This window comes from Chitinophaga rupis, assembly GCF_900109685.1.
Lineage (GTDB): Bacteria > Bacteroidota > Bacteroidia > Chitinophagales > Chitinophagaceae > Chitinophaga > Chitinophaga rupis.
On the sequence record NZ_FOBB01000003.1, the window covers coordinates 840287 to 864692 of the forward strand.

Below are 24406 nucleotides of genomic sequence, written 5' to 3' on the forward strand. Positions count from 1 at the left end.
AAAACTGGAACAGGTGATCTGATGTAAAAAGCGCCAGATCAAACCTGCGTAATTTCACATAGAAATGGGGTGTGTTTACAATAAGATAAAACGTGTGATAGCTGCTTCCTGCCTGGGCGGGTTGTTGCTAAGCGCATGCACCAAGAATTTTGAAAGCATCAACGAAAACCCCTATGATTTTAATGAGGATGAGCTAACGCCGGACCTGAAGCTGCTAGGTGAGCCGCTGATCCAGACTATGCTGAATATTGTGGTAAGCAACGACCCTGCCACCGCGCAGGTACAGCAAAACCTGATAGGCGATGTGTACTCCGGTTACATGATGACGCCCACTCCTTTTGAATCCAACCGCAACAACACTACCTACGATCTTTTAGATAACTGGAACAACCATGTATGGACCATTGCCTATGGCAACGTAATGCCTAACTGCAAGTTTGTACAGGAAAAATCAAAAGGCCGGTACTCCGATTTTTATGCCTGGGCGCAGCTGCTGCGGGTAGCTGCCATGCACCGGGTAAGCGATGTGTACGGGCCCATCATCTATACCCGGTATGGCATTATTAATACGGACCGCAGCGTGGACTATGATACGCAGCAGGATGCTTACAACGCCTTTTTCCAGGAACTTTCAGCCGCCATTGATACGCTAACGCTATACACCACCCGCAATCAAAAGAACTTTACGCCTTTTGACCTGGCTTACGGTGGCGACTATACCAAATGGGTAAAATTTGCCAACAGCCTGCGGCTGCGGCTGGCAATACGCATTTCCAAAGCTGATCCGGATAAAGCACGCCTGGAAGGGGAGGCTGCGCTGCAACATCCCCTGGGGCTGCTAACCACCCCGGCAGATAATTTCAGCATCAACATCAGCCCGGTTACACACCCGCTGTATGTGATCTGTTATAAGTGGAACGATATCCGCATGGGCGCGCCCATGGAATCTATTATGACCGGCTACCATGATCCCCGCCTGCCATCTTACTTCGTGTATTCCGACGCGCGCGATTCTTCGTATAATGGTATCCGTAATGGCATTAACATCAGCAGCCGGGATACCTACAACAGCTTTTCCAAACTGGCGCCCCTGCCCTCCCGCATACAACTAATGACCGCTGCAGAAGCCTGGTTCCTGAAAGCAGAAGCAGCCCTGTATGGCTGGAAAGGCGCGGGTAATGCCGGCAGTAATTATGAGCAGGGCATTCATACCTCGTTTACACAATACCAGCTGGACAGTGAATTTCCGGAATACATCACCAATCATACCTACACGGCTAAGCCTTATACAGATCCCAAAAACGCTGCTAATAATGTACCGGCCGGCAGCCCCTGCCTCAGCAACATTACCATTCAGTGGGATAATAACGCTACTGCCGCTCAAAAGCTGGAACGCATTATTACCCAGAAATGGATTGCTATGTTCCCCGAAGGTGAAGAGGCCTGGGCCGAGTTCCGCCGTACCGGTTACCCCAAACTGTTCCCGGTAGTATTGAATTACAGCAACGGTAAAATACCCACGGAAACGTTTATACGCCGCATTGCATTCCCGCAATTAGAATATGCCACCAATCCGCAGGGCGTAGCCAGGGCTTTGCAGGCGCTGGGCGGGCCGGACAATGGCGGTACAAGGTTATGGTGGGACAAACCATAAGTAAAGAATAAATACGACCTTTAAGCATCATCATACATTGATATTATGAAGGTTAACATCTTTTGGTTCCGGCGTGACCTTCGCCTGGATGACAACGCAGGATTATACCATGCTTTAAAACAGGACAAACCCGTAATACCCGTTTTCATTTTTGATAAGCTTATACTGGACGGCCTGGAAGAAAAAACAGACCGCCGGGTAGAATTTATCCGTTTGGCGCTGGAAGATCTGCAGGAAGCATTGGTACAAAAAGGCGCTTCCCTGGAAGTGTATTACGGCACCCCAACGGAAGTGTTTAAAAAGCTGCTCACCAAACATAACATTGAAAAGGTTTTTACCAACCATGACTATGAGCCCTATGCCATTAAAAGAGATAAGGAGATCCAGCAATTGCTAAAAGAGCATGGAGTAAGCTTACACACCTATAAAGACCAGGTGATCTTTGAAAAGAACGAAGTAATGAAAGATAACGGGGACCCATATACGGTATATACGCCTTACAGCAAAAGATGGAAAGCCACACTGAATGATTTTTACGCAAAGAGTTATCCCACTGAAAAATACTTCCATAATTTTTACAAGCAACCAGCGCACCGCATCCCTTCTTTAAAGTCCATGGGATTTAAAGCAGCAGGCATTCCATTCCCCTCCGCCACACTGGATGAAGATATTGTACGTAAGTATGATAAGCAGCGGGATATACCCGCTATAAACGGTACTACACACATGGGTGTACATCTGCGCTTTGGTACCGTTAGCATCCGGCAGGTACTGCAAACCGCGCAGGAGCTGAATGCGGTGTTTATGTCGGAATTGATATGGCGCGATTTTTTTCAAAGCATTCTCTGGCATTTCCCTAAAGTGGGCGAAGGCAAAGCATTTAAAGCCGACTATGATTTTATCAAGTGGCGGTATCCTGAACAGGAATTTGAACGCTGGTGTAAGGGCACTACGGGTTATCCGCTGGTAGACGCCGGTATGCGCCAGCTGAATGAAACCGGCTTTATGCATAACCGTGTTAGAATGGTAACCGCTTCTTTTTTATCCAAACACTTATTAATAGACTGGCGCTGGGGCGAGGCTTACTTTGCGGAAAAGCTGCTGGACTTTGACCTGGCGGCTAATAATGGCAACTGGCAATGGGCTGCCGGCTGCGGGTGTGATGCGGCCCCTTACTTCAGGATCTTTAATCCTACCCTGCAAACAAAAAGATTTGATCCGCAGCTGCACTACATAAAAAAATGGGTGCCTGAGCTGAACACATTAGACTACCCAACTCCTATCATAGCGCACGAAGCTGCCCGCAAACGCTGCCTGGATGTGTATTCCAAAGCCCTTAAGCAGCCACGTTAATTTTATTTTGAAAATTTATCAAGTGCGATGGTACCTCGGTACTTTTCGCACGACCTCTTATCTGCATCCTTTAAAGGTCAACAAAATCGTGCACCAACTTTAACGTGTAAAATTTAACGTGTAAACAGCATTTATGATTATGAAAAAACTACAGCGCTTAGCTGAGGGGGATTCTATTGCCTAACGTAAACCATGACATTTCAACCAAACTAGCATATGAACAGAAAATTCCGTCTTTCATGGACATGCAGACCGGCAAGCGTGATACTTTGCCTGGTACTGGCCGGAGATGCGCGCATGCAGGCCATTGCAGCTACTCCCACATTTGCTCATACCCCGGTTGAGCAGGACGTAACAGGCACCGTACGCGATGCCCAGGGCACACCGTTACCCGGTGTAACCGTACAGGTAAAAGGAAGTAACAAGGGTACACAAACAGATGCTAACGGCGTATTTAAGATCACCGCCAACCCCGGTGATGTGCTGGTATTTAGCTCCATTGGTTTTGTTGGCACCGAAGTACCTGTGGGTAACAGCACCACGGTAAACATTACCCTGCAAGGCAATGTAAAAGGTTTAAATGAATTGGTAGTAACTGCGCTGGGTGTAAAGAAAACGCCCAAATCACTTACGTATTCTACACAACGCATCGGCAGTGAAGAGCTCACCACTGCAAAAGATCCCAACCTGATGAACTCTTTGAACGGTAAGGTGGCCGGCGTAAACATTAACCGCAGCAGCTCCGGTGCAGGCGGCTCTGTTAAAGTAGTGCTGCGTGGTAACAAATCAGCGCAGGGTAGCAACCAGCCGTTGTATGTAATTGATGGTATACCCATGACCAACTATACCGTACAGCAGCCTAACAGCACCTGGGGTGGCGATGGTACTATCAGCTACGCACCCGGCCGCGATGGTGGTGATGGTATCTCTAACCTGAACCCGGATGATATTGAAAGCATTTCTGTACTGAAAGGCGCATCAGCATCTGCATTGTATGGCAGCCAGGCCGCTAACGGCGTAATCCTGATCACCACTAAAAAAGGAAAGAACGGCGCTACAAAAATTGATCTCTCCAGTGGTTTTCAGCTGGACCGCGTAGCTATTAAGCCTGAGTTCCAGAACAAGTATGGCCAGGATCCCAATGCAGCCACACAAAGCTGGGGCCCTGCCATTAATGGTGCACAGGATAATGTAAAGGACTTTTACCGCACCGGTTATACCTGGATCAACTCCGTTGGCCTTTCCGGCGGCAATGAAAAAATGCAAACCTATTTTTCGTATGCCAATACCCGTGCGAACGGTGTAATACCTGAAAATGATCTTTCCAGGCACAACATCACTTTCCGCGAAACCGGCAAGTTCCTGGATAACAAGCTAACCCTGGATGGAAGCGCTAATGTGATCATTCAAAAAATAAACAATGCCCCTGTAACAGGTTTATACTTTAACCCGCTCACAGGCCTGTACCTGTTTCCCCGCGGTTTAAACATGCAGCCTTACAAGGATAATTATACAAAGCTGGATGATGTAAGACAGATCTACTTACAGAACTGGCCCTTTAATGAAGATGTGCAGCAGAACCCTTACTGGATCGTAAACAGGAACGGCAGTGTTACAGAACGTAACCGCACCCTGTTCAGCGCATCTGCCAAATATGATTTTACCGACTGGTTAAGTCTGCAGGCACGCGGTAATATGGACCGCACCAATGATACCTATGATGCCAGCATTTATGCAGGTACCAACGGCGTGCTTTCCGGTCCCAATGGCCGTTACATTACCAGCAACCTTACCACCACCCAGTTCTATGGCGATGTGATCCTGAACCTGAACAGATCTTTCGGCGATATTAAGCTGAATGCATTGTTAGGTTCCAGCATTACAGATACCAAAACAAAAGGTTTAAGGGCCGACTCCTATAACGGCAGTCTGTATGTAGCCAACTTCTTTACGCTGCAGAACATGACACCCGGTAGCCAGATCAGTACAGAACCCAGCCGCCATCAGCAGCTGCAGGCAGTTTTTGGTAATGCCAGCATCTCCTTTAAAGACCTGGTATTCCTGGATCTTACCGGCCGTAACGACTGGTCTTCTAACCTCAGCTTTACACCAAATGGCTCTTATTTCTATCCTTCCGCAGGTTTATCTTTCATACTGCATGATATGATACCTATGCCGCAGGCTGTTACTTACGCCAAGCTGAGAGGTTCTTATTCTGTAGTAGGTAACTCTGTACCTATTTACGTAACACACCCGGTAAATAAGCTGGGCGTTTCAGGCGGTACATTTGATTTCAATACTATTCAGCCTTTTACAGACCTGAAACCTGAAAAAACAAAATCGCTGGAAGTAGGTACTGAATGGCGTTTCCTGAAAGATGCACTGAGCTTTGATTTCACTTACTATAAAACCAATACCACTAACCAGTACTTCCAGATAGCCGTACCACCGGGCACCGGTTACAGCTTCCGCTATGTGAATGCCGGTAATGTACAGAACACAGGTGTGGAGGTATTATTAGGTTACAACCTGGTGAACAGCAAGTTCTTTAAATGGAATACCACCATCAACTACTCCAAGAACAAGAACACCGTGAAAGAGCTGGCGCCCAGCATTGATCAGTTCATCTTAACAGATCCGGGTTCCAATGCTTACACTTCCCTGATCAAAGTAGGCGGTTCTTATGGTGATATTTACGGCCGCGTATTACAACGCGATGAGCAGGGCCGCATTATGATAGGCGCTGACGGTTTACCCATGGTAGCTGCGGATCAAAAGTTCATTGGCAACCCCAATCCTAAATGGCAGGCCGGCTGGAACAACAGCTTTAACATTAAAGACTTTAGCGTAAGCTTTTTGGTGGATGGCAAATTTGGCGGCCAGGTATTGTCTATGACACAGGCCATGCTGGATCAGTACGGCGTATCCAAAGCAAGCGGCGATGCCCGTGATGCCGGTGGTGTAGTTATTAATGGTGTGGATGCTGATAAAAAACCGGTAAGCACTATAGATGCTAAAACCTGGTATACCACTGTTGGCGGCCGTGCAGGCGTAAGTGAGCAGTATGTGTACAGCGCTACTGTGGTAAGACTGCGTGAAGCGTCTATCGGTTATTCCTTACCTGCATCCATGCTGAAGAGCAGCTTTGTCAAGAACTTGAAGCTATCGCTGATAGGCCGCAACCTGGCTTATTTCCACAAGAAAGCGCCTTATGATCCGGAAGTTACTATGTCAACCGGTAACGGCCTCTCTGGTGTGGATGTGTTTAGCTTACCGGCTGTACGCAGCTTTGGTTTGAACCTGAATGTGACCTTTTAAGTAACTCACCAAAAAATCAAGGAAGATGAAAAAGATCAGCAATAAATATAGAGCACTGGCCCTTGTTGCATTAACGGCATTGCTGGGCGCCGGGGCTTGTACCAAGAATTTTGAGGACTACAACACAGATCCAACGGGGCTTACCGAAGACCAGCTGAAGCCGGACTTCAACTTCATTGGCGGTTTTTATCCCCAGATACAATCATCCATTTACTATAACTATAATAATACCACCTGGGAATACCAGCTGCAGCAAAACCTGATAGCAGATGTATACTCCGGTTATATGATGTCTGCCAACCCGTTCCGCGGCAACATCAGCAACCTTACCTATTCCCTGGTAAATGACTGGAACGGCTTCCCATTCAGCCTGGCTTACAACCGTGTAATGGCGCCTATTTTAGAGGTAAAGAGAAGGGGCGCACAATCTGTAGCGCCGGATTTCTGGGGTGTAGCGCTGATCCTGAAAGTGGAGGCTATGCACCGTGTTACTGATATTTACGGGCCTATCCCCTACAGCCAGTATGGCCAGGGTGGCACCACCTCTGCATACGACAGCCAGGAAAGCATTTACAAACGTTTTTTCCTGGAGCTGGATACGGCTGTAACTAACCTGAAAGCTTACATAGCCAGCAAACCAGGCGCTACCCCGTTTGCAAAATTTGATATGATCTATGGTGGCGATTATAAGCAATGGATAAAATTTGCCAACTCGCTGCGCCTGCGCCTTGCGCTGCGTATTGTGAAAGCTGATCCTGCCACTGCTAAAGCGCAGGCTGAAAAAGCCCTGGCTGATAACGGCGGCCTGCTGGAAACCAATAACGATAACGTAATGGTAAGTGGTTTTGGCATACGCCATCCTTTATATACCATCACCAATAAAGACGGCTGGAGCGATATTAGCATGAACGCTTCTATGGAGTCTTACCTGGGTGGTTTTCATGATCCGCGCATCGGCAAATATTTTGATCCGGCATCTGATTATCCCGGCCAGTACAAAGGCATCCGTTTAGGCGGCAGCATCACTGCCAAACCGGGTTACAGCGGTTTTTCCACCCTGGCTTATAAGGAAACAAAAAGCATTAAGGATAACTCACCCTTACAGTTAATGACCGCCGCAGAAGTATATTTCCTGCGGGCAGAAGCTGCGCTGCGCAGCTGGGCTAATCCCGGTGGTACGGCACAGGAGCTGTATGAAAGAGGTATCACTACTTCCCTTTCACAATGGGGTGTAGCAGACCAGGCCAGCGAGTATATGAATGATGCTGTCAGCAAACCCGCTGCTTACGTGGATCCGAAGAATGCGGCCAACAACGCGCCTTCTCCTTCTTCCATTACTATTAAATGGGATGATGGCGCCACTTTTGACACCAAGCTGGAACGCATCATTACCCAGAAATGGATAGCCATATTCCCTGAAGGGCAGGAAGCATGGTCTGAGTTCCGCCGCACCGGTTATCCTAAACTGTTCCCGGTAGTGAATAACCTGAGCAACGGTACCATCAGCACCACTATACAAATCAGACGTATCAATTTCCCACAGGCGGAATATGTGGCCAACCAGGCAGAAGTACAGAAAGCTATACAGCTGCTGGGCGGACCTGACAATGGCGGCACAAGACTGTGGTGGGATAAGCTATAAAGATCTTTTACTCTCTATCTACATTTCACACGTTTGAAAAAAGCCGCTGGTGTTCCCACCGGCGGCATTTTCTAAAAATCTTGAACCATTTATCCATCAATCATAGATCGCTACAAAAGCAGTTACAAAAAAAGTCCCGCCATTTTGCGGGACTTTTTCATTTATGTCTTTAGTGCTATCCTTTAAACGGCTAACAGTAACAGGCCTGCGCAGTATTGGAAAATTTGCTTCATCCGTTTTTCATAATTTAATGTGAACCATTTTCCCCCTAACAAGCAAGCCATCCCGGAAGGTGGGATGGCTTGCTTAAAGTATAAGAAATTCAGTGAATTACTGTTGTCCGCCCCTGGCTTGCTGCATGGGGTTAGGCCCTGCAGTGGAGCCTCTGGGACGTTCCTGCTGGCGGAACAGCTCAAATTTGGAAGGCAGCGCTACACGCGGCCAGTTGTTATTGGTTTCGTCAATATCCGCTGTTTCCCGCTGTGGGTCCAGCTTTATGGCTACTACCTCTTTATCTTTTGCAAATACCTTGGTTACATGGTATTCATCCTTACGCCAGATGTAAGCAGAGATGCGGTCTGTTTCCTTGGTGCCATCTGCGAAGGTCCATTCAATGATCAGGGGCGATACCAGGCCGCCTATGTTAGAGAAGGATACTTCGTAGAAATTCTTTTTGCTGTCGTACAAACGTTTTTCTTCAGGTGTTAAGCTGCTTACGAACTGGCTGTACTTCGTTTTATCACTATCTGTTACTGCAAAACGGTCCCATTTGCTGTAAAAGTCCTGCAGGCTGGTATCCTGCTCCACGGCAAATTTCACGCCTTCTGCACGGTTACGGGTGCGGGCAATATGATCTGCCTTCAGGTCATAAGCGGCTTTATCATCGCTGCTTACAACAGCGGGATCCTGTGTATTGAGGCGGTACCATTTAACGCTGTCAATAGCCACATCAACCGGTTCAATGCCAAAGAACCATCCTCTCCAGAACCAATCCAGGTCTACTGCGCTGGCATCTTCCATGGTGCGGAAAAGATCAGCAGGCGTAGGATGTTTAAATGCCCAGCGGCGTGCATATTCACGGAAAGCAAAATCAAACAGCTCACGGCCCATAATGGTTTCCCGTAAAATATTCAGGGCAGTAGCGGGTTTAGCGTATGCATTAGGACCAAACTGGATAATATTCTCAGAGTTGGTCATAATAGGTTCCAGCTTGTCTTTCGGCATTTTCATGTAATCCACGATCTTATGCGCAGGACCACGGCCGGAAGGGAAGTTGTTATCCCATTCCTGCTCTGCCATAAACTGGCAAAAAGTGTTCAGACCTTCATCCATCCAGCTCCATTGGCGCTCATCAGAATTCACGATCATGGGGAAGAAGTTGTGCCCTACCTCATGCGTGATCACGCCTATCATACCATTCTTGGTAGCTTCTGAATAGGTGCCATCTTTTTCCGCACGGCCGTAATTAAAACAGATCATGGGATATTCCATACCGTTAGCCGCTTCCACGGAAATAGCCACGGGGTAAGGATAAGGGATGGTATGTGCCGAATAGCTTTTTAATGTATGCGCTACTACCTTAGTGGAATAACGGCGGTATAAAGGATAGGCTTCCGGTCCGTAATAAGACATGGCCATTACCTTTTTGCCCTCTACATTGGTAGCCATGGCATCCCACACTAAACGGCGGGAGCTCACCCAGGCAAAGTCGCGTACGTTCTGCGCTTCGTACACCCAGGTTTTAGTAGTGGTGGCTTTGCTTTGCAGGCCTTTCTTAGCTTCATCCAGCGTTACTACTTCCAGCGGCTCTTTGGAGCTTTGTGCCTGCTGCCAGCGCTGAAATTGTACGCCGCTCAGCATTTCCTTATAGTTCTGGCATTCGCCGGTAGCGCCTACCACATGATCCGCAGGTACGGTCATCTTTACATGAAAGTTGCCGAAGGTAAGGGCAAACTCGCCACGGCCGGTGAACTGTTTGTTCTGCCAGCCCTGGAAGTCGGAATATACTGCCATGCGGGGATACCACTGCGACATGGTGTACAGGTAGTTACCATCTTCCTTAAAATATTCATAACCACCGCGGCCGCCTTCTGTCATACGGTCGGAGATGTTGTACCACCAGTCGATCTTCAGCTTTACCTGCTCGCCCGGCATCAGGGTTTTAGGCAGGTCTATGCGCATCATGGTCTGGTTAACCGTATAATGCAGGGCATTGCCGCTACCATCCGTGAGCTTCACGATCTTTACGCCCAGGTCCTTGGTAGTGCCCAGTAAGCCATTCACATCGCGCATAGACATTTTATCGGACATATGGCTGCCATCAAAATGCTGATTATCGCTTTTGGCATTATGCTCATTCTCATCCAGCTGCAGCCACAGGTAGGTGAGCGGGTCGGGAGAGTTATTGTAATAGGTGATAGTTTCTGCACCGGTGAGCTTTTGTGCCGCATCATCCAGGGTAGCGGAAATATCGTAGTCTGCGCGCTGCTGCCAGTATTTAGGACCGGGTACGCCGGAGGCAGAACGGTACATATTAGGATCCTGGATCATAGTGCCCAGCTGCTCAAAGCGGGTACCGTGGTTAGATCCATTAGGATTAGCATCTTGCGCCATCAAAGGATAAGCGCTGCTGCAACATAAGAGTGGCAGCCATAAGTACTTCATTTTCATCCGTAATATTTCATTTTTGCGCGGTATGTTCCGCATGCTCGTGTATTAATGGCCGGTGAACCTGGCTTTTAGCCCGGTAACATTAGCGGTTTAGATTTTGATTTAAAGTCCATGGTCGATGGTCCATGGTGTAGGTGCTTGCTTCCTTTGCTATGTAAATAATGCTTTAAAACGTTCAATTGCCATTACAAAAGCAACCCCAAAGATAGCAGAAGAAAGGAACATGATCCAGTCCCTGCGTTTTACCCCCGTGATATTTACTATGATCCCTGCCAGCAGCAGTACGCATATTACGATCAGTATTTGCCCGAATTCTAGTCCTACATTAAATCCCAGTAAGGGTACTACTACATTCTCTCCCGTGCCCAGCAAGCTTTTCAGGCGGTTGGAAAAACCCATGCCGTGTATAAGCCCGAAAAACAATGCAAACAGGTAGTTAAGCTGTATGGCCCGCTGCTGCTCTTCTGCCGGTGGGCGAATGATGTTGAATAAAGCGGTGATGAAGATCGTTACTGGTATAAGGAACTCGATCAGGGGCGTGGATATATGCACGATATCCAGCACGCTCAACGCCAGGGTGACAGAGTGCCCGATGGTAAATGCGGTCACCAGTATCAGCACCTTTTTCCAGTCCTTCAACAGGTATACTGCGCACAATGCAGTTATAAACAAAATATGATCAACCCCGTCCCACGCTACTATATGCTGCCAACCTAACTGGAAATACAAGCCGAATTCACTCATTGCCTATATTTTGTCTAATTTTGGTAATTATATAAACTCTCCGTTTAAAATTAAAATTTTTTAGTCAAGTGGGCTTAATATTATGTAAATGGTTGATTGGTGCATGGGCTATGCTGCTGCACCCTTTTTATGTGAGCGTGACAGAAATAAGACATAATGCCGCCCAGCAGGAGCTGCAGGTAAGCAGCCGCATTTTTTATGATGACCTGGAACGTACCCTGAAAACGGAATATAAAACCCCGGTAGACATTCTGCACCCTGCCAACCGTAAGACTGTAGATGGCCTGATAGCCGATTACCTGGGCAAACATTTACGGATTACAATTGATGGTAAACCCCTGGCGCTGCACTATTTAGGCTACCAGATAGAGGAAGATGCCGCCTGGTGTTTTCTGGAGGTAAAGGGCATTGCAGGGGTGAAAAAGGTGCACATCATCAATGATATTCTTTATACGGAGCACCCTGAGCAGATCAATATGATGCATGTGGTGGTGAAGGATGTGCGAAAGAGCACCAAGCTGGATAACCCCGAACGGGTAGCGGATTTTGTGTTTTAACCCTGCCTGTTATCCACAAACTTCATAGGCTTACGCATGCCTTCCGGGAACTGCATTTTCATGATCTCTGCCTGCGAAATATACCGGACCTGCGGTATTACGCGCAGCTTGGCCTGCAGGTAAGAGCGGATCTTACGGTCCGTATCTTCAGATTCTGAAACCGGCCACAGGTGCAGCAGGATCTCATCTGTGCCAATTTCATTGGAAAATACTTCTACTACAAACTCTTTTACTTCTTCCATTTCATTCAGCAGGTCAAATAAAGCAGGTGGGTATAAGGTGGTGCCCTTGTATTTGATCATTTGCTTTTTACGGCCAATTACCGGGGAAAGGCGGATGGTATTACGCCCGCAGCTGCAGCGCGAGGTTTCATAACGGCAAATGTCGCCGGTTTTGTAACGCAGCAGGGGCATGCCTTCCACGCCTAAGGTGGTAATAGTTACTTCTCCTTCTGCGCCGGGGCCTACGGGTTGGTTCTTATCATCCAGCAGCTCTACATACAACAGCTCGGGGTGGTGATGCCCGCCCTGGCCGGCTTTACACTCCGTGAAAGCAGTTTGCATTTCCGTGGAGGCATAGGTGGAATACAGCTGAATGTTCCACTGCTCTGTGATCTTTTTGCCCAGCACATTCAGGGAAAAGTCCACCTGGCGGATGTTCTCGCCTATACACACTGCTTTTTTTACAGATGATGCATTGATATCAATGTTGTGCTCTTTGGCAAAAGCGATCAGCTTTAATATGAACGAAGGTACTGCCACAATGGTAGTAGGCTGTATACGTTGTATATTTTCCCATTGCAGGGAAGGTACGCCCGGCCCTACGCGCAGCACACCAGCGCCCAGCTTGCGGATGCCCGTGTAATAAGCCATACCGGCCATAAACTGCCGGTCCAGCGTGAGCATAAGCTGGTAAATATCATCGTCTGCACCATCGGCGCAGCAAAAGGAAATGTATTCGTTATAGCTTAAACGGTTCAGATCATTCGCAGTAAGTGGAATGATCACCGGTTTACCCAGGGTGCCGGAAGTAGTAGTGTATTCAGCGATCTTGCTGCGGTCCACACATAAAAAATCCCAGTTGCGCTGCTGCAGCTCCTCTTTGGTTACCGGCGGTATTTTGGAGAGATCGCTAAGACTATTTACAGCAGCGGATGTAATGCCATGTGTTGCAAACCATTCCTTATAAAAGGGCGAGAACTGCCGCAAATAACCGATCAGGTGCAGCACCTCTTTTTCCTGGAACTGCCGGATAGCAGCAGTGGATTGCAATTCTATGTCTGGTATGTACATAACTATACTTCTATAATAACCATGGCCACTGCAGCAGTTTTAATGTGCGACAGCGACAGGTGGATCTTTTGAATATTTAATTGCGTGTAATGCGCTGCGGCCTCCCCTACCAGGAACAATTCCGGTTTACCCAATACAGTATTGCGCACTTCTATCTGGTTAAAATTAATGACGCCATGGCCCCAGCCGGTGCCCATAGCTTTGAGTAATGCTTCTTTAGCGGCAAAACGGGCGGCATAGCTTTCAGCCGCAGCAGAACCAGGCTGTTGCTCACAATAGGCTATTTCATGCGGCGTAAATACCAGGTCCAGAAAACCCTTTCCCTTGGCCACTTTAGCCGCTATACGATCTACTTCAACGATATCTGTACCAATGCCATAGATCATGGATGATCACATTTTTCCAGCTGTTTTCGTATATGCGTTTCCTCTCCTTTAGTGGCGATCACTTTTGTTAAGGCTGTCTGGTAATATTGTTTGGCGGCGGCGTATTGCTTGTGTTTGAATGCATAATCACCCGCCAGCACGTAGGTATGGTAAAACTCCGGGTTGGAGGCTACCAGCTGCTGCAGATCCACTTCTTTACCATCCATGATCTCCGACTTCAGGTGACGGAAAGTAAGAAAATTCTGGTAATCCCTGGTTTGCAGAAAAGGATCGGCAGGAATGGTTAACGCGCTGTCATACACTTCATGATTAGCCTGTAACCCATGCATGCCAAAGATCTTGTTCAGGTCATAAGCAACAAACTTACCTAATTGCCAGGGTGCTGTGGATACCCATACCAGCCGTTTTTGCGGTTCAAATACAATGGCATGGTGGGCTATGAACTGGTTCACTGCTTTTTCATTACCCATGCCTATGTTCTGGTTATGCAGGCCGTAACGGTCGCGCAGGATGTTCACAGTTTTCTGTACGGTATTAGGCCCGCTTTCCTGCAGCAGCTCCGATAAACGTTCATACCGGTATTCGCTGGCGCTTTCCTTCATCCACTGCACGTTAGAGGTGAGCTTGCGCATGGTATCGCCCTGAAAGTGGTTGGTGCAGGTAATAAAATTGCTATGCGGGTCATACATGTCCATACCGTCCGGTGTTTTTTCGATGATGGCAGCGCGGTTATCGGCCGCAGAGCCTATCAGGAAAGATTCCGATACAAACATTTTATGCTTTTTTGCAATGGCCCATGCTTCCTGTATGTTGCTGGCATATTGTAATATTTCTCTTGCTACCAGCGACACCGGGGTGGCGGAGCCGGTAGGGATCTCACTTTTATCCGCATTAATGGTTACCGTTAATCCCTGCGCATTCATGCCGGAAGCCGCACCGGTAAAACCGCCCCAGGTTACTATCATAAAGGGGAATCCTTTATCCGGATGGTAAAAGGCCACTATTTTATCTTCTGCAAATTTATCGCCTACAAAAAAATCAAAGTTGCGGCCTATGATCAGGCTACTGTCGGCAGAGCGGCCATCCCAGGTAGCAAAAGAGGTACAGCCTACCAGCATCATGTTCTGCAGGGCATGTCCAATATCATGCGCGGCATGGTAGTTCAGGATCCGCTCATAGTTGCTGCCAATGAAATCATATTTATCTGATGCGGAAAAAGAAATGCCGTAGATCTCTTCCTTATTTTCTTCTGCAATATTCTTTGCCAGGTTGCGGTTAAACCAGCCTACAAAGTATTTCAGGAAATGCAGGTAAGATTGTGAGGGGATCATTTTCTTGATCTGGTCCACGAAATTATCCTCCTGCCTTTTCACTAATTCTGCTGATAATTTACCGTAGATAACACCGCGTTCAAAGGGTTTGCCCTCAATATACATTTCGTACAAACCGCTGTTGCTTTTGCGGAACCAGTTATTGCCGATGGTGTAACAGGAGGTATCAATTTGTTTGCGTTGCAACTGTAATGCGCTCTTATCAGCTATTTGCGGCGGATCAATATGTGATACACTTACCACATAGATCACCAGAATAAGTATCAATAACAGGAAGGCGCCTGTTATGTACAATAATATTCGTCCCAGTTTTCTCCAACCCTTTTTCAAAAGAAAAAATTAAAAGTTAAAAATTTAAAAAAAGCAATACAAAGGATCTTACTTTTTGCCTTTTTACTTTTTATTTATTTGTTCCAGCAGCCAGTCCAGCCCCAGTATCTCCCCGCAGGTCATTACCGCGCTGATGGTAACTCCCAGGATGCCATGCAGGTTTAAATTCTGGCCGGTAAGATACAAATTGGTTAGCTTGGTACGCTGGGTGATCATGGTTTTTAACGCATCTTTATAATCTTTCTGCACCCCGTACAGGCTGCCATCCGCCGTGCCCAGGTAGTCCCGGAACGATAATGGCGTAGCTGCATAACAGGTAGCAATGCTGTTGCGCAGCCCGGGGAATTTCTGTTCCACCACATCCAGCAACCGCTCCGACTTCTCCCGTTTAAATGCTTCATAATCATCCCCCCGTCCCTGTTCCTGCGAGGTAGTATTAAAAGTATGCTGCCAGCGCGCCACCTCATCATAACGCATATACGTTAATACGGAAAGGCTGTCTGTATAAGGCATATGGCGGGAGCTGGCGGCAGCAAACAGGCTATAGGTCAACGGCCAGGTATCTGCTGTATATTCAATGCCTTCCCAGGCATCATCGGTCTGGTGATAGTAATAATTGTAATTCAGGTAGGGAAATGTGTTAGGCTTTAGCACAATGTTCAATACAAAAGGTGCAATGGCATTTTCCAGCGTATTGATACGGGAACGGTATGCGCCCCGTATCAGGTCGCTTTCCGTCATAGCCATAGTTTGTGAAGGATGCAGGTTGGAGATGAAATAATTCGCTTTTACCTGCTGCCCGTTCGCCAACGCAATATGATCTACTTTATTCCCCTCCCCTACGATCTGCTGTACCATGGTATCCCGGTAAATTTTCCCACCATTTTCCAGGATGGCTCGGGCCAGCCACTTACCTATTTGGGAGCCGCCATCCACACATTTCCAGGAATCTTCAATATAGCTGTTCACTACCAGCGCGTGTACGTAAAAAGGCGTTTTATCGCGCACACCGGCGTATAACATATTATTTCCGGCCAGCACATTCTGCAGGCGTTCATTGCTGGTTAGCTGTTTCAAAAAAGTGCTGCAATCAATATTCATTACCTCCTGCTTTTCGGCAAAGCTGCCCATACGCAGGTTGTAGAGGGGAAAACGGCGGCATACATCCTGCATAGCATGGCAGTAATCCTGCAAGGCCTTTCTTTCACCGGGAAACTCCTTTAACAGCTGCGCTATAAAATTATCATACCCCTGGGCCATGCGATACTCGGTTGGATCGCCATTAAAAGCAATACGGTCAAAGCCATCCATATCCAGGCGTTGCAGCTTCAGCTTGTCCATAATGCCCAGGTAGCGGAAGATCTTTTCCAGGTTACGCCCTTCTCCCAAAGCGCCAATATAATGTACCCCGGAATCAAAGATCACCTTATTACGAACATAGGTTTGCAGGCAACCACCTATTTGTTTATTCTTTTCAAATACCGCCACGCGATACCCGTTGCGGCTTAATAAAGCGCCGCAAACCAGGCCTCCCAGGCCGCTACCGATTATGGCTACATCATAACTCATAGTATAAAGGATGCTAAACGCTGCATTGAGCTTTTTGCTTTTTGCTTTCTGCTTTAAGCTTTCTGCCTAATAACAAAAATCACATTTGACGTGTACTTCGTATTGTCTATCTGCTCCAGCCTGGCTCCCATTTTCTCTATCAATTGTTTCAAATGCTGCCCCGAAAAAAAGGACAGCTGTTGTTTTGTTTTATTAAATCCCAACAAACGCGTACTAAAAAATTCTGTAAGGCGGGTACCCTCATGTCTTTTGCTCATATCGGCATCGCCATCCCGCACAATGATCACCCCACCGGGTGCCAGCTGCTGTAAGCAGCGCTGCAGCAGCTGCTCCTGCTCCTGTGGCTGCAGGTAATGCAATACATCGCTGATAATAAAAGCATCATGCTGCTCAAAAGTATAGTTCACCACATCTGCATATTCAAAATTCACCTTATCATTTTTCAGGTAGCAGTGATTAGCAGTGGTTATCTTGTCCTCATCATAATCCACGCCGGTAACCGTACGTTCTGCCGACAGAAAGTGCAGCATGTAGCTCATAAACCCATATCCACAGCCAATATCCAGTATGCGGCCTTTTTCAGGCACCAGGCTATGAAACAGGGTATAGTTATTTTCCATGCGGGTTTTAATGCGCATGTACCATTCCAGCACCGGGCCTTTATAAATATAGTTGTAAATAAGCTGCTCACGGAAATAGGCAGGCGTTTCCACACTGCGGCGCAGCGCTTCATACTGTTGCTTAAAGTAGCGGCTAATGCTTTTGGTACGTGCGGCATAGCCTTCGCCCCAGCTCTTATCCTCCGGTGTAATGCGGGGCAGGTACTGTGCGGTAAGCACCCCGTTCTTTAACAGGAAATCACTCTTACTCATCGTATAGGCTGTACCGTGTATCAGCACCGGCAATACATCTAATCCTAATTGTTCTGCCAAATAAAATGCTCCTTTATGAAAACGCCTGATCACCGGGTCAGGTGAGCGGGTACCTTCCGGGTACACCACAATGGAATAACCCTGTTCTACCATCCCGCGCAGCTTGTCTACACTGGCTTCCGCACCTTCTGCCACAGGATAATATTCTGCCAGCCGCACTACGGCGCCAAATACCGGCGAGCGCCATACCCATTCATTGGTAAGCAGGATCACCTTGGGATTAAGCGCAATGGAAATTAATATATCCAGGAATGACTGATGATTGCTGATAATAACAGCCGGCTTTTCCAGCTGCTCATTCAGGGGATTGATAACACGTTTTTTCACATTGCCCATAATGTGCAGCTGCGACCAGGTAAACCATGAGAGGAATACATGATACAGGTACTTACCCTTTTGCTTGTTAAAAGGGTTCAGGCGGATTAGGATATAACCTACAGTGGTCAGCAACAAGCTGCCCAGCGTAAAATAGGTGAATGCAAATACTGAAATGCACCAGCCGCTCAGGGTCCACGGCGCCCAGCCACGGCGGGTGCGCTTGGCAATAAGCCAGTTGAATAACAACGGTATCATTACCTGCGATATCAGCACTACGCAGCCAATACCGATCATAGAGATCAATGCAATGGAACGCAGGGATGGATGTTTTGCAAAGATCAGCACCCCCAGCCCTAAGATGGTGGTAATGGCAGATAAAAAGATGGAAGAACGGAAAGAAGATAGCTGCTCCTTACCGGTACGGTATTGCTGCAACAATCCATCCATTGTAAATATGCTGTAATCATCCCCCAAACCAAAAATAAAGGTGCTGAGAATAATGTTCACAATATTGAAACGGATGCCGAACATGCCCATGATGCCCAGTATCCAGATCCAGCTAATGAGCATGGGGATAAAGGTGATGAGCGCCAGCTCTATGCGGCCGTAAGAGATGAGCAGGGCAAAAAATACCAGCAGGGAGGTCATCCAGGCAATGCTGTTAAACTCATTGCGGATCACCTCTACCAGGCGGTTTGCGGCATATTGCTTATCCAGCACCGTAGTATTTTGCTGTGCGGCTAATGCTTTATACACAGCCTTCTTTTGACCCGGGTTTACTTTAAGCAGGGTAACCAGCGATACACGATCCGGCTTTACTGTAATATAATCGCCCAGGGAGCTGTTGCGAAGCGCTTCCTGGTCTGCGGCTGTCATCGTTGTAAAGTTCTGCTGCAGCCATTGCGCAAAGGGATCAAACGCAGTGGCTTTAAAACCTGCCGCAGGCCCCTGCTGCTGCAGGTAAGTGATCAGCTGCTGTTTTTTCTGCGGCGTCCAGTATTGTTGCCAGCGTTGTAAACGCGCCTGCTGTTCCTGTTGCGATAGCAATAAGCTGCCTACACCGGCGTATCTTTTCACAATGCCCTGCTGCTGCAGCTGCTGCACCACCGGCAGCATACGTTCGTTGGCCTGCAGAGCTTCTTCCAGCGTACGGCCTTCTGTAACCACGTATACAGATTGTGCTGCATAGGCACTCAGGCTGTTCAGCTTTGCTTCAGCAGCTTTCAGCTCCGGCGTCATGAAGTTCATGCGCATCATATCACTCTCAAAACCTACTTTGCCGGCCGTGAAGCAGAATATAACGGTGAGCAGCAGGATGCCGAACACCAGGTATTTATTTTTTTCGGGGCGGTAGCTGGCCAGCTTATCTAACCAGGTGTGTGAATGCGCCGCTACCGGCTGTTTGGTTAAGATCCAATGCGGTAAAAAGATAAGGGAGAACAAGGCGGCACCTACTAAGCTCAATGCCGCAAACAAACCTACATCCTTCAACATAGGCGATTCTACAAACTGCAAACACAGGAACCCGCCAATGGTGGTAAAGCTGCCAATGGTCATGGGTGTGGCCAGGTCGCGGATAGTTTCGCGGATATTGCCCAGGTGGCGGTAATGGTTAAATACGTGCAGCGAGTAATTCACTGCAATGCCCAATACTACAGCGCCTGCGCCCAGGGCTATAACAGATAGCTTTCCTTTGATCAGGTAAATGCAAGCCAGCGAGAACAATGCGCCAAAAACTACCGGCAGCATCACTAATACCGGCGCTCTTTTTTTGCGGAAGAACAAGGCAATGAGCACTATGAGCAGCACCACGCCAATGCCTTGCGTAAGCATGGTATCCATGCGCAGCTGGTGGGCATTGCCTTCAGATACGGCGGTGGCACCAAAATAAGAGGCGGCTGTAAAAGTATGCCCTGTCTGCATTTCAGCCAGCTTAGCCTGCAATAATTTTAAGAAAACGGCATTCTTACCGGTGGCGCTGGGCGGGTACGCGGGCGTAAGGAACAACAGCAGGTGCCGGTGATCTCTTGTTACAATAAAACCATCATACAGCTCATACTGATCATCTATTTGCAGCTGCTGCAGTTTTTTAACCCCCTGCCATGACATGCCTACCGGATCGGCCTGGATCATTTTCTTCAGCACTAATCCCGCAGGTGATATTAAGGTCTGGTAATTATGTTCCAGTGTTTGATGTAGCCGTTCCGGTTGTATGAGCGAGTCAATAGTACGGTAATCTTTTTCATCCAGGAACACCGGCAGGTGCTGCTGGATGGTAGCCATCAAACCCAGTATGGCAGTATCTTCTATCTTAGCCTGTACCTGTTTAACGTATGAGCTTAGTGCAGTATCTTCCTTTATGGCTACCTCAAGATCAGCGGCAAATGTTGTAAGGCTATCCGGCTCCGCAGCCCCTGCGGTATCCTTCTGCGATACCATTACTACCAGCTTATCTGCAAACCGGGAATCATTAAATACCTGCTGCAGCTTGTTCAGCGTTTTATCCTGGGGCAATATTTTGGTAATATCCTCTTCCAGCTGAATGCGGGATGCAAAATAACCGGTGAGCGCAAAAGCCGCCACCACGCTGATCCACAGCCACATTTTGCGGGTTGCATAAAAATTATAGATATGTACAAAAAAACTACCCATGCTTCTGCTTTCTGAATATAGCCAGCAACACGTAGGTTACCAACCCGAATGTTACCCCGGCTGCCACGGCCAGCGTTACGCTGCCATAGATATACTGTAGTATGTTCTGCTTTACTGCCTCCTGGCTCAGGTGCTTACTGAATATTACGAACGTAGCATCGTGCCCTACCCATATACGGCCCACCATCAGGCTCAGAAACACAATGACCGGTATCAGGGGTGGTATGCTGATGTTGGCTGCAATGAGCACCAATGCTTTATTGAGCTTAAAAAAAGTAGCCAGCAATAATGCTACTAACATCTGGAAACCCCAGATGGGCACAATACCCATGAAGATGCCCAACCCAATAGACCATGCTTTTTTACCGTTTGATTCACCTGGATTCAACAACACCTCTTTCCACAACCAGCGCCAGCTTTCTTTTTTGAAGAGGAAGCGTATAAAGTCGCGCGGTTTAATGTACAGGAACGTAATGAGCACCAGCACGGTGTTTAACACGCTGATGCGGGAAAAATCCTGGAAAGGGCGGAAATGTGATACCCGCTCCTCTGCCGGTGGATAATATACCTGCACCGGCACCCAGTCAATTTTTACACCCCTCCATGCGCTACGCACCAGCACCTCTACTTCAAACTCATAACGGGTGCACCAGAACGGGATAGGCGCTATTAAGTTTAAAGGATACAGGCGGTAGCCAGACTGTGTATCCGCAGCCTTCATGCCTGTTTCCACATAAAACCAGAAGTTGGAAAATTTATTGGCAAAGGAGTTTTTGCCGGGCATATTCTCCTGGTGCAGGTTTCGTGCACCAATGAGGATGGCGTTCTTTTCTGTTTGCAGCTTATCCAGGAATACCTGCAGGTCGGAGGCAAAGTGCTGCCCATCCGCATCGATTGTGATCACATATTCATATCCCTGCTGCAAGGCGTATTTAAATCCCCGGCGCAGGGCAATACCTTTACCACGGTTAGGCGTATACGATACACGCTGTACAGTGGGGAACTGGTCCAGTATTTCAGTAGTAGTATCTGTACTGCCATCATTCACCACAATTACATGTTGTGTATAGGATAGCACATCCTTCAATACCTGCCCCAGAGAGGAGGCGTTATTGTAGGTGGGAATAAGGACAGCGATATGAGGTGCAATACTTGTCAATGCGTAATTAAACTAAACGTTCCCTGAAATTTCATAAAAATGCTGCTGTCACTTTTAATAACAGCATTCACTTTTACTATATTATTTTCCTGCAAAGTGTATTGCAGGGTAACTGTTACCTGTGGTTGCACTACCGGGTTAATCATCACCAGGAACTTCATACTGCTGGCCTTTTGCAGCAGCACTTTGTTTTGCAGACCCTTTTCCAGCAGCTCCTGGATAGTTTGCATCATGCACACGCCCGGCACTACCGGCTGACCGGGAAAGTGTCCTTCAAATACAGGATGCGCGGCATTCAGCGCCAGTAAAGCCATAAATGACGACGCTGTTTGCTCCGATTGTACAATGTTATAAAAACTTCCTTCCAGCATTATTTTTGTACGCGTTGTAATGAAATATTGAACTTAAAATTCTGGTGTTGTATTAAAATAGTGTCCGGTACGCCCTGCTCATAATGCCGCATCCATACTTTAACCACCGGTTTCCGTTTGGATGATTTCTCTATCCGCTCCAGCCGGGTGCAGGCCGTATCCGTTATGTAATAGTTGTTGCCCTTAGCTGTGGGAACAGCGATGTAATGATACCCGCTATCCTGCAGCACCGTGGCCTTTTCTAAACCTGTCCGCAGCAGCACCAGCTCAAAATCGTTCTGCAGGGTTTTTACGATCACCTTTTTATCCATTTTCGGCAGCATGTAATGTTTTACAAAACCACTGTCTTTCGTGAACTCAAAGTCAAAGAATTTAAAACCCATTTCATTGGCAAACACCACGCGCAGGCTGCTATCCGGCATTTTTTTGAAGAACAGCAAACCACTCAGGTGGTGCTTCAGCACATCTACCTGCGTGCTGTACAGCGTATTGGTGAACTGCGGCTGAAACTGCCGTATGCAATTCACATCACCACCATTGCTGCGCTGCAGGCCGCGGTAAACGGAGGTGCAGGAGCTGAATAACAATACGCAAACCAGCAAAAAACCTATACTCCAGCTAAAAGACAGCCCTTCTTTCAGCATGCCTTTCTGCGGTAAAAGCAGGCTAAAACCCAACACGCGCCTGCCTTTCGCAGCACTGATCCTTCTCCCGGAGCCGCTTTCCCTATTTAACTGTAAATACTGCATCCGGGATATTTACATTCATTTGTTTATGCAAAAAGCTAATGATGGTATTATCTCCGCCGGCTTCCTGCATTTCAATGGACGACACAGAATAATCCTTTTTATCCACCAGCAGCTCAATAGTTTTGAAATACTGCTGCAGCGCTTTGGATACCGGCGTCATCTCCAACCGGTAGTACTGCGCATTTTCCAGCACTTTAGTAGTAAAGTCCGGGTTGTTGAACACATTACCCTGCACACAATCCACCGTAATGCGGTTGATCTGCTCAAACAGCTTATTCCCTTTGGTGCTTACCTTGTTCTGCTTTTGACCATCCCTGGTAAAAATATCCTTACCGTTCATTACCATCAGGTAATAGGATGGCTGCTGGTATTCCATACGCACCTTATTCTCTTTCCGGAACCAGAACTTTCCTTTGGAAACAATCTTATCAGACAGCATGCTCAGGTTTTTTTCCTGCACAAAATCGGCCTGTATGGATTGCGTGTTCTGCGATGCCTTTGCAAACTGTTGTTTAAAGGCAGCCGCATCTGCTACGGGTTTAAAACCGCCTGTTTGTGCATATATATGCAGCACGCTCATACAACAAACCAATAACATCCATCTACGCATAAGCAGGTTTATTTAATAGTTTATCAATCCTTTCTATAGTATAACCATTGCTGTGCAAATAGGCGATCAGCGCCGGTAACACCTGCACCGTTACTGCAGCACTGTCATGCAGCAAAATAATGCTGCCAGGCTGCAATTTGCCGGTAATACGTTCCAGCAAGGGCCCTTCTTCTTTTATCACCGTGTCTAAAGAGCGGATGTTCCAGCCTAATGGAAAGTAACCGCCTTTGCGCACTGCTTTGCTCAAATTAGGATTGGTAACCCCGTACGGCGGACGAAAAAAAAGCGGCCGCTGACCGGTTACCTGCTGCACATTGGTATCCGTTTGTTGCAGCTCTTCCAGCATACGGCCCGCCCCGAACAGGTCGAACCAGAAATGATGAGAGTAGCTGTGGTTGCCCAGCAGGTGCCCTTCTTCATGCGCCCGTTTCAGCAAGCCTTCATTACCGGGTATATTTTTACCAATGCAAAAAAAAGCAGCGGGTACTTTATGCGCCTGTAATATATCCAGCACCTGCGGGGTAAACTGCAGCAGCGGGCCATCATCAAAAGTTAAGGCCACTACCTTCTGCTTTGTAGGTACCTGGCAGGTAACCGGCATGTAAAAGCCAGCTCTTATATCCATAGATCCCCATACCAACAGCGACACATATACGAATAACAGCGTTACAAAAACCCACCAGGCTACCGGCTGCCACAGGTTGTGCAGGCACAAAAGCCCTGCGAGCAGCAGAAAGGTGGTGATATTTGTAATGCGGTATAACAAGTT

At 47.6% G+C, this 24406-nt stretch carries 17 protein-coding genes; 5 read left to right on the forward strand and 12 right to left on the reverse strand.

Annotated elements, in window-relative coordinates; genetic code table 11:
• Window positions 1-64: 64 nt before the first annotated feature.
• The 4 genes from BMZ54_RS16500 (at window position 65) to BMZ54_RS16515 (ending at window position 7967) form a co-directional block, all read left to right on the forward strand.
• A complete protein-coding gene (locus tag BMZ54_RS16500) occupies window positions 65-1654 on the forward strand; it encodes a RagB/SusD family nutrient uptake outer membrane protein (RefSeq protein ID WP_089913888.1) in 1590 nt (529 codons plus the stop codon).
• A gap of 45 nt (window positions 1655-1699) precedes the next feature.
• On the forward strand, window positions 1700-3007 hold the full coding sequence (locus BMZ54_RS16505) for a cryptochrome/photolyase family protein (RefSeq protein ID WP_089913891.1): 1308 nt from the start codon (window positions 1700-1702) through the stop codon (window positions 3005-3007).
• Window positions 3008-3223: 216 nt separating this feature from the next.
• Window positions 3224-6325, forward strand: coding sequence for a SusC/RagA family TonB-linked outer membrane protein (locus BMZ54_RS16510; RefSeq protein WP_089913894.1), 3102 nt, complete (start codon window positions 3224-3226; stop codon window positions 6323-6325).
• A gap of 25 nt (window positions 6326-6350) precedes the next feature.
• Window positions 6351-7967 (forward strand): RagB/SusD family nutrient uptake outer membrane protein, encoded by a 1617-nt coding sequence (locus tag BMZ54_RS16515; RefSeq protein ID WP_089913897.1) that lies wholly within the window; start codon window positions 6351-6353, stop codon window positions 7965-7967.
• 330 nt (window positions 7968-8297) lie between these two features.
• Here the strand turns inward: BMZ54_RS16515 and BMZ54_RS16520 are convergent, their stop codons facing one another.
• The gene (locus tag BMZ54_RS16520; protein WP_238386600.1) at window positions 8298-10673 is read right to left on the reverse strand and encodes a M1 family metallopeptidase; all 2376 of its coding nucleotides are present in this window, start codon (window positions 10671-10673) and stop codon (window positions 8298-8300) included.
• Between the two features lie 114 nt (window positions 10674-10787).
• Window positions 10788-11381 (reverse strand): HupE/UreJ family protein, encoded by a 594-nt coding sequence (locus BMZ54_RS16525; protein WP_089913900.1) that lies wholly within the window; start codon window positions 11379-11381, stop codon window positions 10788-10790.
• Between the two features lie 68 nt (window positions 11382-11449).
• Here BMZ54_RS16525 and BMZ54_RS16530 point away from each other — a divergent pair, with 68 nt between their 5' ends.
• The gene (locus BMZ54_RS16530; protein WP_089913903.1) at window positions 11450-11938 is read left to right on the forward strand and encodes a DUF6702 family protein; all 489 of its coding nucleotides are present in this window, start codon (window positions 11450-11452) and stop codon (window positions 11936-11938) included.
• Here the strand turns inward: BMZ54_RS16530 and BMZ54_RS16535 are convergent.
• From BMZ54_RS16535 to BMZ54_RS16580, 10 genes are all read right to left on the reverse strand, one after another.
• The gene (locus BMZ54_RS16535; protein WP_089913906.1) at window positions 11935-13230 is read right to left on the reverse strand and encodes a flexirubin biosynthesis putative acyl-CoA ligase FlxY; all 1296 of its coding nucleotides are present in this window, start codon (window positions 13228-13230) and stop codon (window positions 11935-11937) included. The genes BMZ54_RS16530 and BMZ54_RS16535 overlap by 4 nt on opposite strands.
• A gap of 2 nt (window positions 13231-13232) precedes the next feature.
• The gene (gene acpS / locus BMZ54_RS16540; RefSeq protein WP_089913909.1) at window positions 13233-13616 is read right to left on the reverse strand and encodes a holo-ACP synthase; all 384 of its coding nucleotides are present in this window, start codon (window positions 13614-13616) and stop codon (window positions 13233-13235) included.
• Window positions 13613-15277 carry a C45 family peptidase gene (locus BMZ54_RS16545; RefSeq protein WP_089913912.1) on the reverse strand — a complete coding sequence of 555 codons (1665 nt, stop codon included), beginning with the start codon at window positions 15275-15277 and terminating at the stop codon, window positions 13613-13615. Before BMZ54_RS16545 ends, acpS begins: the two co-directional genes overlap by 4 nt.
• Window positions 15278-15340: 63 nt before the next feature.
• Window positions 15341-16846, reverse strand: coding sequence for a phytoene desaturase family protein (locus BMZ54_RS16550; RefSeq protein WP_089913915.1), 1506 nt, complete (start codon window positions 16844-16846; stop codon window positions 15341-15343).
• 53 nt (window positions 16847-16899) lie between these two features.
• Complete coding sequence (locus BMZ54_RS16555; RefSeq protein WP_089913919.1) at window positions 16900-20748, reverse strand: trifunctional MMPL family transporter/lysophospholipid acyltransferase/class I SAM-dependent methyltransferase; 3849 nt, start codon at window positions 20746-20748, stop codon at window positions 16900-16902.
• Window positions 20741-21907, reverse strand: coding sequence for a DUF2062 domain-containing protein (locus BMZ54_RS16560; protein ID WP_089913923.1), 1167 nt, complete (start codon window positions 21905-21907; stop codon window positions 20741-20743). Before BMZ54_RS16560 ends, BMZ54_RS16555 begins: the two co-directional genes overlap by 8 nt.
• Entirely contained in the window at window positions 21904-22278 is a 375-nt protein-coding gene (locus BMZ54_RS16565; protein WP_089913926.1) for an ApeI family dehydratase, read from the reverse strand. Before BMZ54_RS16565 ends, BMZ54_RS16560 begins: the two co-directional genes overlap by 4 nt.
• Complete coding sequence (locus BMZ54_RS16570) at window positions 22278-23027, reverse strand: flexirubin biosynthesis protein LolB2 (protein ID WP_089913929.1); 750 nt, start codon at window positions 23025-23027, stop codon at window positions 22278-22280. The genes BMZ54_RS16565 and BMZ54_RS16570 overlap by 1 nt, the downstream gene beginning before the upstream one ends.
• Window positions 23005-23637, reverse strand: a complete 633-nt coding sequence (locus tag BMZ54_RS16575; protein ID WP_089913932.1) for a flexirubin biosynthesis/transport protein LolA2 — start codon at window positions 23635-23637, stop codon at window positions 23005-23007. The genes BMZ54_RS16570 and BMZ54_RS16575 overlap by 23 nt, the downstream gene beginning before the upstream one ends.
• A complete protein-coding gene (locus tag BMZ54_RS16580) occupies window positions 23630-24403 on the reverse strand; it encodes a polysaccharide deacetylase family protein (RefSeq protein ID WP_089913935.1) in 774 nt (257 codons plus the stop codon). The genes BMZ54_RS16575 and BMZ54_RS16580 overlap by 8 nt, the downstream gene beginning before the upstream one ends.
• Between the last annotated feature and the right edge of the window lie 3 nt (window positions 24404-24406).

Coding starts and splice junctions, on each gene's coding strand:
- BMZ54_RS16520 (WP_238386600.1), bottom strand. CDS start 10,673: ATGCGGAACATACCGCGCAAAAATGAAATATTACGGATGAAAATGAAG.
- BMZ54_RS16570 (WP_089913929.1), bottom strand. CDS start 23,027: ATGCAGTATTTACAGTTAAATAGGGAAAGCGGCTCCGGGAGAAGGATC.
- BMZ54_RS16575 (WP_089913932.1), bottom strand. CDS start 23,637: ATGCGTAGATGGATGTTATTGGTTTGTTGTATGAGCGTGCTGCATATA.
- BMZ54_RS16565 (WP_089913926.1), bottom strand. CDS start 22,278: ATGCTGGAAGGAAGTTTTTATAACATTGTACAATCGGAGCAAACAGCG.
- BMZ54_RS16510 (WP_089913894.1), top strand. CDS start 3,224: ATGAACAGAAAATTCCGTCTTTCATGGACATGCAGACCGGCAAGCGTG.
- BMZ54_RS16550 (WP_089913915.1), bottom strand. CDS start 16,846: ATGAGTTATGATGTAGCCATAATCGGTAGCGGCCTGGGAGGCCTGGTT.
- BMZ54_RS16500 (WP_089913888.1), top strand. CDS start 65: ATGGGGTGTGTTTACAATAAGATAAAACGTGTGATAGCTGCTTCCTGC.
- acpS (WP_089913909.1), bottom strand. CDS start 13,616: ATGATCTATGGCATTGGTACAGATATCGTTGAAGTAGATCGTATAGCG.
- BMZ54_RS16515 (WP_089913897.1), top strand. CDS start 6,351: ATGAAAAAGATCAGCAATAAATATAGAGCACTGGCCCTTGTTGCATTA.
- BMZ54_RS16525 (WP_089913900.1), bottom strand. CDS start 11,381: ATGAGTGAATTCGGCTTGTATTTCCAGTTAGGTTGGCAGCATATAGTA.
- BMZ54_RS16535 (WP_089913906.1), bottom strand. CDS start 13,230: ATGTACATACCAGACATAGAATTGCAATCCACTGCTGCTATCCGGCAG.
- BMZ54_RS16555 (WP_089913919.1), bottom strand. CDS start 20,748: ATGGGTAGTTTTTTTGTACATATCTATAATTTTTATGCAACCCGCAAA.
- BMZ54_RS16505 (WP_089913891.1), top strand. CDS start 1,700: ATGAAGGTTAACATCTTTTGGTTCCGGCGTGACCTTCGCCTGGATGAC.